The organism is Burkholderia sp. AU45274, assembly GCF_030482505.1.
Classification (GTDB): Bacteria; Pseudomonadota; Gammaproteobacteria; order Burkholderiales; family Burkholderiaceae; genus Burkholderia.
Window position 1 is genome coordinate 1 of the sequence record NZ_JAUJQE010000013.1, and the last position, 11,973, is coordinate 11,973.

Here is an 11,973-nt window from a genome sequence, read left to right on the forward strand (position 1 = left end):
TCCCATCCCGAACAGGACCGTGAAACGACTCTACGCCGATGATAGTGCGGATTCCCGTGTGAAAGTAGGTAATCGTCAGGCTCCCTAAGCCAAGAACCCCCGCCCGAAAGGCGGGGGTTTTTGCATTTGAGCGGCGGAAATGCATGGGCACGCGGAGTGGACGGCCTGGCCATATCCAGGCGCCGAATACATCGATTCAGCCACCTGCCGTTCTCGAGAACTCGCAGCGTTGCGCTACTGATCAAACGGATCGAGCTGGTTCCGCACTGGTAGCTGGCGTTGGCTGAAACCCAAATTCAAACATCCATCTTCCCTCTGTTCACGAGGACGGCGGCCAGGTCGAGTAGCGACTCCATTTCGCGTATCTGACTACCGCTCGGGGCAGATTTGAGCGTCGCCGGGCTGCGGCCCGGTGGGGCATTGCCAACTCCTCGATTGCCGATTCTCGGGCGTCGCTCATCGGCGTATCGAGCTCATCCTCGGCCAAAAATCACTAATGCAATTTCGTGCCTACCGAGCATGTTTCACGGCCTCCGTCACCACACGAGCCGTCAAGCATACCGGGCAACGGGTCGCCGCTATGGACGTTTGGCGCGTTCTCGCTGCGCGCGCTGAGTGGCTGATGCCCATCGAGCGTACGAAGTCGAATCGTGCCGTGAATCGCATTGTGTAGCCATCCAGGGTGGTTTGTGACTCAATTCGTTGCATCTTCGCTCAAGTCGGCTTGAGCAAAGGAACGGGTGCGTGTAACCCACCGGATGGACAGGGGCGCTGCTAGCGCGAACCTGCGTCCGCGAGTTCGTCGACCCGATAGCATCAGAAATCCGCGCTGTCCTTTTGACAAGCACGGGCTGTCCATCTCGCAACGCATCGATTTCTTCGATGAGTGAATACGCCGTGCCGCCAAAGCAGTTTCGCCCTTCACCCATTAACGCGAAGTGCTTGCCGCCGGCGTCGATGCCGGTCGATCGCACGACGCATGCGGTACTCGGATCCCGGAGTGCGGAGCCATCGCCCGGCGGAAACCGGTGGGCCGTGTTCCTGCGTTGATTTCGGGTTAGCACGACCAACGCCGGGCAGCGAGCAGTCGATGTCGAAGACTGGATGTCGCACGCCAGCTTTCCGTCGTCGTCGGATGGATGCGGAGCGGAGAACGCGCCGGCGTCGAATCCTGTGCAGGTACTAGCGTTCAGCTGCACGAGGCGGGCATCGTACGGGCATGCGGGATGTCTTGCGTATGCCGTGGATTCGCTGCGGTAGGCCGTCCAGATGTTGACGTTGGCCGGCTTGCGTGATGGTGAAAGGCAGTGGGCGGCATATTGCAGAATGTTCGCCGAGATCGCGTCGACAAGCCTGCGGGGCAGGCCCAGGCGGCGCCGCATATCATCGCCGAGTAGTGGCTGCAATGCGTCGATGCGGGCTGGGCCGCCGGACTCACCTTCTAGCACACTATCGCCAGCGCCGACGAGGTACGTGGACGCATCGTTGAGCAGCCACGCATAGGCGATTGCATCTTCGCTAAGCGGGGGGGCAACGAAACCGACGTGTTCCGAACCGAGGCGCCCGGCATCGAGCGCGGGTTTCAGTCGGTCATATGCGGAGAGCAATGAAGCTGCCGCGCTGCGTCCTGGGGCGTGGCTGTCGGCAGTGCCTGCTGGCGGATCCTGGTGATCGTGCTCGAGCGACACCAGGCATCTGACGGACCGGCGGCATGCGCGGTCAAAGCCATGCAGGTCATCGCACGGGCAAGCAGGCGCATGAGGATCAGAACCGGAGGCGGGCAGTTGGTCTGCGATGGTATCGCGGCTGTGGCTGAAGTCGGCTGGGGTCGGTGTCGCGCGCACCGCTTCCTGTCGGTAGCCGTGGCCACAGGATCCTATGCAGTTGCTGGAAAACGCCCGAAAGCCTCGTCACGTATATCGCCCGCAGGTCCGATCAGGCAGCCGGTGAGATTGGAAGCAATATCCCCCAAAGTATCGGGGGCGGATCGGTGGGCCCACTCGGCACGAAATTTGCGGAAATTTTTCGTTTACCCGCTTGGCAGAGTGCGGAAGAGGTCGTATGATGGCGGTCTTTCGTTTTCAGCGTAGATGCAGATCGACGTTGAGGGCGGAGTCTGACGAAGATGTGGCACCGATCAGCAGCACCCATGCTTGCCTTAGCCGGGCAAGGGCGGGAGATCGGTGGTCAAGCAGGTGTCGGGAAGGAAGTGAAAATAATCTTCCGGATCCGCTTGACAGAAGTGCGATGCACCCCCATAATCGTCAGTTCTCTACGGAGGGGTGCCCGAGTGGCTAAAGGGGGCAGACTGTAAATCTGTTGGCTTACGCCTACGTTGGTTCGAATCCAACCTCCTCCACCAAGATTATCAGCGCAGTGAGCGGTAAGGAATCGTTTGTGGCCCGTGCGGGTGTAGCTCAATGGTAGAGCAGAAGCCTTCCAAGCTTACGACGAGGGTTCGATTCCCTTCACCCGCTCCAGACCGCGAAGTTGAAGCGTAAAGCGCCCATGTGGCTCAGTGGTAGAGCACTCCCTTGGTAAGGGAGAGGTCGGCAGTTCGATCCTGCCCATGGGCACCAGCAGTAAAAAGTCAGTGTCTTGTTTGCGCGCGGCGCAACCTGTGAAATTCCTTCTGGGAGTCGAAAATGGCCAAGGGTAAATTTGAGCGGACCAAGCCGCACGTGAACGTTGGTACGATTGGTCACGTTGACCACGGCAAGACGACGCTGACGGCAGCGATCACGACGGTTCTGACGAAGAAGTTCGGCGGCGAAGCGAAGGCATACGACCAGATCGACGCGGCACCGGAAGAAAAGGCGCGCGGCATCACGATCAACACGGCACACGTCGAGTACGAAACGGCTAACCGCCACTACGCACACGTCGACTGCCCGGGCCACGCTGACTATGTGAAGAACATGATCACGGGCGCAGCGCAGATGGACGGCGCGATCCTGGTTTGCTCGGCAGCAGACGGCCCGATGCCGCAGACGCGTGAGCACATCCTGCTGGCACGTCAGGTTGGCGTTCCGTACATCATCGTGTTCCTGAACAAGTGCGACATGGTGGACGACGCTGAACTGCTCGAGCTGGTCGAGATGGAAGTTCGCGAACTCCTGTCGAAGTACGACTTCCCGGGCGACGACACGCCGATCGTGAAGGGTTCGGCCAAGCTGGCGCTGGAAGGCGACACGGGCGAGCTGGGCGAAGTGGCGATCATGAGCCTGGCCGACGCGCTGGACACGTACATCCCGACGCCGGAGCGTGCAGTTGACGGCGCGTTCCTGATGCCGGTGGAAGACGTGTTCTCGATCTCGGGCCGTGGTACGGTTGTGACGGGTCGCGTTGAGCGCGGCATCGTGAAGGTCGGCGAAGAAATCGAAATCGTCGGTATCAAGCCGACGGTGAAGACGACCTGCACGGGCGTTGAAATGTTCCGCAAGCTGCTGGACCAAGGTCAAGCAGGCGACAACGTTGGTATCCTGCTGCGCGGCACGAAGCGTGAAGACGTGGAGCGTGGCCAGGTTCTGGCGAAGCCGGGTTCGATCACGCCGCACACGCACTTCACGGCTGAAGTGTACGTGCTGAGCAAGGACGAAGGCGGTCGTCACACGCCGTTCTTCAACAACTACCGTCCGCAGTTCTACTTCCGTACGACGGACGTGACGGGCTCGATCGAGCTGCCGAAGGACAAGGAAATGGTGATGCCGGGCGACAACGTGTCGATCACGGTGAAGCTGATTGCTCCGATCGCGATGGAAGAAGGTCTGCGCTTCGCAATCCGCGAAGGCGGCCGTACGGTCGGCGCCGGCGTCGTCGCCAAGATCATCGAGTAAGCCAGTTATTCGTTGATCGACAGTTTTGGGGCTGGCAACAGCCAGCCCCAGCATGGTTTAGGGGTATAGCTCAACTGGCAGAGCGTCGGTCTCCAAAACCGAAGGTTGGGGGTTCGATTCCCTCTGCCCCTGCCAAAAAATAGCCACGTGTCCTACGTGGCATTTGTTTTAAGGTGTTATGGCGAATCCATCCGTCGAAACTGTAAATACCTCCGGCGATAAGCTGATGCTGGCCCTGGGCGTATTGTTGGTCTTGGCCGGATTCGTAGGCTTCTTCTGGCTGGCCAATCAGCAGTGGTATGTCCGCGGTGCTGCGTTGGCGGTAGGTATCATCGCCGGCGTGGCCGTCGGTCTGATGTCCGCACCTGGCAAGAGTCTCATCGCCTTTGCCAAGGATTCGTACAAGGAAGTCCGGAAGGTCGTTTGGCCCACCCGCAAGGAAGCAACGCAAACCACACTCGTCGTGTTCGGTTTCGTGCTCGTGATGGCGATTTTCCTCTGGTTGAGTGACAAATCGATCGAATGGGTGATTTTCTCGGCGATTCTGGGTTGGAAATGATATGAGCGATACTCCGGCATCCCCGAGCGGAAAGCGTTGGTACGTCGTGCACGCCTACTCCGGTATGGAGAAGAGCGTGCAGCGTGCGCTTCAGGAGCGCATCGAACGTGCTGGCATGCAGGACAAATTCGGTCAGATCCTGGTCCCGACCGAAGAAGTGGTCGAAGTCAAAGGCGGCCACAAGGCAGTGACTGAGCGTCGTTTCTTCCCCGGCTACGTGCTGGTTGAGATGGAAATGACGGACGAAACGTGGCACCTCGTGAAGAACACCGCGAAGGTCACCGGTTTCGTCGGCGGTGCGCGCAACCGCCCGACCCCGATTTCCCCGAAGGAAGTCGAGAAGATCATGTCGCAGATGCAGGAAGGCGTTGAGAAGCCGCGCCCGAAGACCCTGTTCGAAGTCGGCGAGATGGTGCGTGTCAAGGAAGGCCCGTTCACGGACTTCAATGGCACCGTCGAAGAAGTCAACTACGAAAAATCGCGCGTGCGTGTGTCGGTCACCATCTTTGGCCGATCCACTCCGGTCGAACTCGAGTTCGGTCAGGTCGAAAAAGTTTGATCCCGATTCGGTGGGCAGCCTCGGCTGCCCACCTTCGCGCTTACGGTCCGCGTCATGGCCGTTGAGGAGCGTCAGTAGCCCGTGGCGAAAGCGCGTTATTACTCACCGAACGCCTTCTCTGGCGTTCCAATGAGGTTCACAAATGGCAAAGAAGATTATCGGCTTTATCAAGCTGCAGATCCCTGCAGGTAAAGCCAACCCGTCGCCGCCGGTCGGTCCGGCACTGGGCCAGCGCGGCCTGAACATCATGGAGTTCTGCAAGGCGTTCAACGCGCAGACTCAAGGCATGGAGCCGGGTCTGCCGGTGCCGGTGGTCATCACGGCATTCGCTGACAAGAGCTTCACGTTCGTGATGAAGACGCCGCCGGCGACCGTCCTGATCAAGAAGGCGGCGAAGGTGGACAAGGGCTCGAGCAAGCCGCACACCGACAAGGTCGGTTCGATCACGCGCGCTCAAGCCGAAGAAATCGCGAAGACCAAGATGCCGGATCTTACGGCAGCTGATCTGGACGCAGCCGTTCGCACCATCGCTGGTAGCGCACGCTCGATGGGCATCACTGTGGAGGGCGTGTAAATGGCTAAGATCTCCAAGCGCCGTCAGGCATTTGCCGCCAAGGTTGATCGTCAGAAGCTGTACGCGATCGAAGACGCACTGAGCCTCGTGAAGGAATGCGCGAGCGCGAAGTTCGACGAGTCGATCGACGTCGCAGTCCAGCTCGGCATCGATGCGAAGAAGTCGGATCAAGTCGTTCGTGGTTCGGTCGTTCTGCCGGCAGGTACGGGCAAGTCGGTTCGCGTTGCTGTGTTCGCGCAGGGCGAGAAGGCTGAACAAGCGCGTGCAGCAGGCGCGGAAATCGTCGGTATGGAAGACCTGGCAGAGCAGATCAAGGCTGGCCAGATGGACTTCGACATCGTGATCGCTTCGCCGGACACGATGCGTATCGTCGGTACGCTCGGCCAGATCCTGGGCCCGCGCGGCCTGATGCCGAACCCGAAGGTCGGTACGGTCACGCCGGACGTCGCAACCGCCGTCAAGAACGCGAAGGCTGGTCAGGTGCAATTCCGTGTCGACAAGGCCGGTATCATCCACGCGACCATCGGCCGTGCATCGTTCGAGCCGACCGCACTGCGTTCGAACCTGTCGGCACTGATCGAAGCGCTGCAGAAGGCAAAGCCGGCAACGAGCAAGGGCGTCTACCTGCGCAAGATCGCACTGTCGAGCACGATGGGCGTCGGCGTGCGTGTCGACCAGGCTACGCTGGCAGCACAGTAAGCAAGTATTCGGGCCGCTTCGTTCGCGAAGCGGCCTACATGGGCTTTGGGCGGTTGTTCGTGCGGTAGGGCGGGCAACCGGTTATCAAAGACCGTTGGTGGGGCGCAGCAGTCAGGTGATCCCTTAATTCAAGCCAACGCAGATGGCGAACCCGAAAAAGTTTTGCAGTGGTGAAGCCGCAGGCCGCGAAGCGATTCCCGGCGTGAGGTGGAAATACTCCTAACGAGGTCGGACGCCGTTGTTGAACGAGGTACGTGAGGTTTCGGCCATGCCGGCCGCGCCGAACGTATCGTTTCTGGAGGCTAACCGTGCCGCTTAATAGAGAAGACAAGCAAGCCGTCGTCGCTGAGGTTTCCGCGCAAGTCGCGAAGGCCCAGACCGTTGTGCTGGCTGAGTATCGTGGAATTGCGGTTGGCGATCTGACCAAGCTGCGCGCGAAAGCGCGTGAGCAACAGGTTTACCTGCGCGTGTTGAAGAACACGCTGGCGCGTCGCGCTGTTGAAGGTACGCCGTTTGCTCCGCTGGCAGAGCAGATGACTGGCCCGTTGATCTACGGCATCTCGGAAGATGCAATTGCTGCTGCTAAGGTCGTCAACGACTTCAGCAAGAGCAATGACAAGTTGGTCATCAAGGCTGGTTCGTTCGATGGCAAGGTGATGGACAAGGCTGGCGTGCAAGCGCTGGCAAGCATCCCGAGCCGCGAAGAACTGCTCTCGAAGCTGCTGTTCGTTATGCAATCGCCTGTTTCGGGCTTCGCGCGCGCTCTGGCCGCGCTGGCCGAGAAGAAGCAAGCGGAAGCTGCGTAATCGAGCGTGCATCAGCGTCATTGATCGCTGGCTGTATCCGAATTCAATTTAGGAGTATTTCAAATGGCAATCGCAAAAGAAGACATCCTGGCAGCAGTCGAAGGGATGACCGTTCTGGAACTGAACGAACTGGTCAAGGCATTCGAAGAGAAGTTTGGCGTGTCGGCAGCTGCAGTGGCAGTCGCTGGCCCGGCAGGCGGCGGCGCAGCTGCTGCAGCAGAAGAGAAGACCGAATTCACGGTCGTTCTGGCTGAAGCAGGCAGCAACAAGGTTGCAGTCATCAAGGCAGTTCGCGAACTGACGGGCCTGGGCCTGAAGGAAGCGAAGGACGTCGTTGACGGCGCACCGAAGGCTGTCAAGGAAGGCGTCGACAAGGCTGCTGCTGAAGAAGCCAAGAAGAAGCTGGAAGAAGCAGGCGCGAAGGTCGAAGTCAAGTAAGTTTCGGCGCGCTGTGCGAAGGCTGGCGGTATTTTCACCGCCGGCCTTTTTGTGCTTTGTGGGGACGTTATTCTGGCACTCATTCGGGAGCCCGAATAATCGGCCCCAGAAGCCAAAGAAAACCGCCTGATCGTTGTCATTGGTCACGAATGGCGGTTCTCTTTGTCTTCTGAAGCGACTGCAGAAGGCAAGTTTGGTCGGGTAGCGGGCAACACAGGCATCCGCTGCCGTCAGCCAGCGGTTGGTAGCGGCCAACCACCAAGCTTCTCGGCTCGTTCAAGCCGTCGGACGGCCATCGGGTCTCAGTCGGTGAACACTCGGGTTTGAAACGTCCAGGTATTCCGCCTCGATAGCACCCGCCGTGATTCGGAGATCGTATGCAATATTCCTTCACCGAGAAGAAGCGCATTCGCAAGAGTTTCGCGAAGCGCCCCATCGTTCACCAAGTTCCTTTCTTGCTGGCTACCCAGCTTGAATCATTCAGCACGTTTCTGCAAGCCGATGTGCCGGCCACGCAACGCAAGCCTGAAGGTTTGCAGGCCGCGTTCACATCGGTATTTCCCATTGTTTCGCACAACGGTTTCGCACGTCTCGAGTTCGTGAGCTATGCGTTGTCCGCGCCGGCATTCAACATCAAGGAATGCCAGCAGCGCGGCCTGACGTACTGCTCCGCGCTGCGCGCGAAGGTCCGCCTTGTCATCCTCGACAAGGAATCGCCGAACAAGCCGGTCGTCAAGGAAGTGAAAGAGCAGGAAGTGTACATGGGCGAAATTCCGCTCATGACGCCGACGGGCTCGTTCGTCATCAACGGCACCGAGCGTGTCATCGTCTCGCAGCTGCACCGTTCGCCGGGCGTGTTCTTCGAACACGACAAGGGCAAGACGCACAGCTCGGGCAAGCTGCTGTTCTCGGCACGGATCATTCCGTACCGCGGCTCGTGGCTCGACTTCGAATTCGATCCGAAGGACATCCTGTACTTCCGCGTCGACCGTCGCCGCAAGATGCCGGTTACGATCCTGCTGAAGGCCATCGGCCTCACGCCGGAACAGATCCTCGCGAACTTCTTCGTGTTCGACAACTTCACGCTGATGGACGAAGGCGCGCAACTCGAGTTCGTGCCCGAGCGCCTGCGTGGTGAAGTCGCGCGCTTCGACATCACGGATCGTGATGGCAAGGTCATCGTCCAGAAGGACAAGCGGATCAACGCGAAGCACATTCGCGACCTCGAAGCCGCGAAGACCAAGTTCATCTCGGTGCCGGAAGACTATCTGCTCGGCCGCGTGCTGGCGAAGAACGTCGTCGACGGCGACACCGGCGAAGTGATCGCGAGCGCGAACGACGAAGTCACGGAAAGCGTGCTCGAGAAGCTGCGCGAAGCGGGCATCAAGGACATCCAGACGCTCTACACGAACGACCTGGACCAGGGCCCGTACATCTCGTCGACGCTGCGTGTCGACGAAACGACCGACAAGACGGCCGCGCGCATCGCGATCTACCGCATGATGCGTCCGGGCGAGCCGCCGACCGAAGAAGCGGTCGAGGCACTGTTCAACCGTCTGTTCTACAGCGAAGAAGCGTACGACCTGTCGAAGGTCGGCCGTATGAAGTTCAACCGCCGCGTCAGCCGTGACGAGATCACCGGCCCGATGACGCTGCAGGACGACGACATCCTCGCGACGATCAAGATCCTCGTCGAGCTGCGCAACGGCAAGGGCGAAGTGGACGACATCGACCACCTCGGCAACCGTCGTGTGCGTTGCGTCGGCGAACTGGCGGAAAACCAGTTCCGCGCAGGTCTCGTGCGTGTCGAGCGCGCGGTCAAGGAACGCCTCGGCCAGGCCGAAAGCGAAAACCTGATGCCGCACGACCTGATCAACTCGAAGCCGATTTCGTCGGCGATCCGCGAGTTCTTCGGTTCGTCGCAGCTGTCGCAGTTCATGGACCAAACCAACCCGCTGTCGGAAATCACGCACAAGCGTCGTGTTTCCGCACTGGGCCCGGGCGGTCTGACGCGCGAACGCGCAGGCTTTGAAGTCCGCGACGTGCACCCGACCCACTATGGCCGCGTGTGCCCGATCGAAACGCCGGAAGGTCCGAACATCGGCCTGATCAACTCGCTCGCACTGTATGCGCACCTGAACGAGTATGGCTTCCTCGAGACGCCGTACCGCAAGGTCGTGGACAGCAAGGTGACCGACCAGATCGACTACCTGTCGGCGATCGAAGAAGGCCGCTACATGATCGCGCAGGCAAACGCCGCGATCGACGAGAACGGCCAGCTGATCGACGAACTCGTGTCGTCGCGTGAAGCCGGCGAAACGATGATGGTCACGCCGGACCGTATCCAGTACATGGACGTCGCGCCGTCGCAGATCGTGTCGGTCGCAGCCTCGCTGATTCCGTTCCTCGAGCACGATGACGCGAACCGTGCGCTGATGGGTTCGAACATGCAGCGTCAGGCCGTGCCGTGTCTGCGTCCGGAAAAGCCGGTCGTCGGTACGGGCATCGAGCGCACCTGTGCGGTCGACTCGGGTACGACGGTTCAGGCGTTCCGCGGCGGCGTCGTCGACTATGTCGACGCAGGCCGTATCGTGATTCGCGTGAACGACGACGAAGCAGTCGCAGGTGAAGTCGGTGTCGACATCTACAACCTGATCAAGTACACGCGTTCGAACCAGAACACGAACATCAACCAGCGTCCGATCGTGAAGATGGGCGACAAGGTCTCGCGCGGCGACGTGCTGGCCGACGGCGCCTCGACGGACCTGGGCGAGCTCGCGCTCGGCCAGAACATGCTGATCGCGTTCATGCCGTGGAACGGCTACAACTTCGAGGATTCGATCCTGATCTCGGAGAAGGTCGTGGCCGACGATCGCTACACGTCGATCCACATCGAAGAGCTGAACGTCGTTGCACGTGACACGAAGCTCGGGCCGGAAGAAATCACGCGCGACATCTCGAACCTGGCGGAAGTCCAGCTCGGCCGTCTCGACGAATCGGGCATCGTGTACATCGGTGCTGAAGTCGAAGCAGGCGACGTGCTGGTCGGCAAGGTCACGCCGAAGGGCGAGACCCAGCTGACGCCGGAAGAGAAGCTGCTGCGCGCGATCTTCGGCGAGAAGGCCTCGGACGTGAAGGACACGTCGCTGCGCGTGCCGTCGGGCATGAGCGGCACCGTGATCGACGTCCAGGTGTTCACGCGTGAAGGCATCCAGCGCGACAAGCGTGCGCAACAGATCATCGACGACGAACTGAAGCGCTACCGTCTCGACCTGAACGACCAGCTGCGCATCGTGGAAGGCGACGCGTTCCAGCGTCTCGCACGCATGCTCGTGGGCAAGGTCGCGAACGGCGGTCCGAAGAAGCTCGCGAAGGGCACGAAGATCGACCAGGCTTACCTGGAAGACCTCGACCACTACCACTGGTTCGACATCCGCCTCGCGGACGACGAAGCAGCGGCGCAGCTCGAAGCGATCAAGAACTCGATCGAAGAAAAGCGTCACCAGTTCGACCTCGCGTTCGAAGAGAAGCGCAAGAAGCTCACGCAAGGCGACGAACTGCCGCCGGGCGTGCTGAAGATGGTCAAGGTGTACCTCGCGGTCAAGCGTCGCCTGCAGCCTGGCGACAAGATGGCAGGTCGTCACGGTAACAAGGGTGTCGTGTCGAAGATCGTCCCGATCGAAGACATGCCGTACATGGCCGATGGCCGTCCGGCAGACGTCGTGCTGAACCCGCTGGGCGTTCCGTCGCGGATGAACGTGGGTCAGGTTCTGGAAGTGCACCTCGGCTGGGCCGCGAAGGGCCTCGGCTGGCGTATCGGCGAAATGCTGCAGCGTCAGGCGAAGATCGAGGAACTGCGCGTGTTCCTGACGAAGATCTACAACGACTCGGGCCGCCAGGAAGACCTGGAAAGCTTCACCGACGAAGAGATCCTCGAACTCGCGAAGAACCTGCGCGAAGGCGTGCCGTTCGCAACGCCGGTGTTCGACGGTGCGACCGAGGAAGAAATGGGCAAGATGCTCGACCTCGCGTTCCCGGACGACATCGCTGAACAGCTTGGCATGAACCCGTCGAAGAACCAGGTCCGTCTGTACGACGGCCGCACGGGTGAAATGTTCGAACGTCGCGTGACGCTCGGCTACATGCACTACCTGAAGCTGCACCACTTGGTCGACGACAAGATGCACGCGCGTTCGACCGGCCCGTACTCGCTCGTCACGCAGCAGCCGCTGGGTGGTAAGGCGCAGTTCGGTGGCCAGCGTTTCGGTGAAATGGAAGTGTGGGCACTCGAAGCGTACGGCGCGTCCTACGTGCTGCAGGAAATGCTGACGGTGAAGTCGGACGACGTGACCGGCCGGACGAAGGTGTACGAAAACCTCGTCAAGGGCGATCACGTGATCGATGCAGGCATGCCGGAATCCTTCAACGTGCTCGTGAAGGAAATCCGCTCGCTCGGTATCGATATCGATCTCGACCGCAATTAATCGGACTACGGAGAGAAA

The 11,973-nt window shown here is 60.1% G+C and carries 8 protein-coding genes and 4 tRNA genes; all 12 read left to right on the plus strand.

Annotation, left to right across the window (positions count from 1 at the left end; all coding sequences use genetic code 11):
• Window positions 1-2,276 precede the first annotated feature (2,276 nt).
• Window positions 2,277-2,362 (plus strand) — tRNA-Tyr (locus tag QZM35_RS32145).
• 44 nt (window positions 2,363-2,406) lie between these two features.
• A tRNA-Gly gene (locus QZM35_RS32150) sits at window positions 2,407-2,480 on the plus strand.
• Window positions 2,481-2,504: 24 nt separating this feature from the next.
• Window positions 2,505-2,579 (plus strand) — tRNA-Thr (locus QZM35_RS32155).
• A gap of 66 nt (window positions 2,580-2,645) precedes the next feature.
• Window positions 2,646-3,836, plus strand: coding sequence for an elongation factor Tu (gene tuf / locus QZM35_RS32160; RefSeq protein ID WP_011350666.1), 1,191 nt, complete (start codon window positions 2,646-2,648; stop codon window positions 3,834-3,836).
• 59 nt (window positions 3,837-3,895) lie between these two features.
• Window positions 3,896-3,971, plus strand: a tRNA-Trp gene (locus QZM35_RS32165).
• Window positions 3,972-4,014: 43 nt separating this feature from the next.
• Window positions 4,015-4,395, plus strand: coding sequence for a preprotein translocase subunit SecE (secE, locus tag QZM35_RS32170; RefSeq protein WP_006482892.1), 381 nt, complete (start codon window positions 4,015-4,017; stop codon window positions 4,393-4,395).
• Window position 4,396: 1 nt separating this feature from the next.
• Entirely contained in the window at window positions 4,397-4,954 is a 558-nt protein-coding gene (gene nusG, locus QZM35_RS32175) for a transcription termination/antitermination protein NusG (protein ID WP_006400672.1), read from the plus strand.
• Between the two features lie 142 nt (window positions 4,955-5,096).
• Complete coding sequence (gene rplK, locus QZM35_RS32180; RefSeq protein WP_006477201.1) at window positions 5,097-5,528, plus strand: 50S ribosomal protein L11; 432 nt, start codon at window positions 5,097-5,099, stop codon at window positions 5,526-5,528.
• The gene (gene rplA, locus QZM35_RS32185; RefSeq protein WP_006482906.1) at window positions 5,529-6,227 is read left to right on the plus strand and encodes a 50S ribosomal protein L1; all 699 of its coding nucleotides are present in this window, start codon (window positions 5,529-5,531) and stop codon (window positions 6,225-6,227) included.
• Between the two features lie 308 nt (window positions 6,228-6,535).
• Complete coding sequence (gene rplJ, locus QZM35_RS32190; protein WP_021161756.1) at window positions 6,536-7,033, plus strand: 50S ribosomal protein L10; 498 nt, start codon at window positions 6,536-6,538, stop codon at window positions 7,031-7,033.
• 63 nt (window positions 7,034-7,096) lie between these two features.
• Complete coding sequence (rplL, locus tag QZM35_RS32195) at window positions 7,097-7,471, plus strand: 50S ribosomal protein L7/L12 (protein WP_021161757.1); 375 nt, start codon at window positions 7,097-7,099, stop codon at window positions 7,469-7,471.
• Window positions 7,472-7,848: 377 nt separating this feature from the next.
• Window positions 7,849-11,955, plus strand: coding sequence for a DNA-directed RNA polymerase subunit beta (rpoB, locus tag QZM35_RS32200; protein WP_039339224.1), 4,107 nt, complete (start codon window positions 7,849-7,851; stop codon window positions 11,953-11,955).
• Window positions 11,956-11,973: the final 18 nt, after the last annotated feature.

Coding starts and splice junctions, on each gene's coding strand:
- tuf (WP_011350666.1), top strand. CDS start 2,646: ATGGCCAAGGGTAAATTTGAGCGGACCAAGCCGCACGTGAACGTTGGT.
- secE (WP_006482892.1), top strand. CDS start 4,015: ATGGCGAATCCATCCGTCGAAACTGTAAATACCTCCGGCGATAAGCTG.
- nusG (WP_006400672.1), top strand. CDS start 4,397: ATGAGCGATACTCCGGCATCCCCGAGCGGAAAGCGTTGGTACGTCGTG.
- rplK (WP_006477201.1), top strand. CDS start 5,097: ATGGCAAAGAAGATTATCGGCTTTATCAAGCTGCAGATCCCTGCAGGT.
- rplA (WP_006482906.1), top strand. CDS start 5,529: ATGGCTAAGATCTCCAAGCGCCGTCAGGCATTTGCCGCCAAGGTTGAT.
- rplL (WP_021161757.1), top strand. CDS start 7,097: ATGGCAATCGCAAAAGAAGACATCCTGGCAGCAGTCGAAGGGATGACC.
- rpoB (WP_039339224.1), top strand. CDS start 7,849: ATGCAATATTCCTTCACCGAGAAGAAGCGCATTCGCAAGAGTTTCGCG.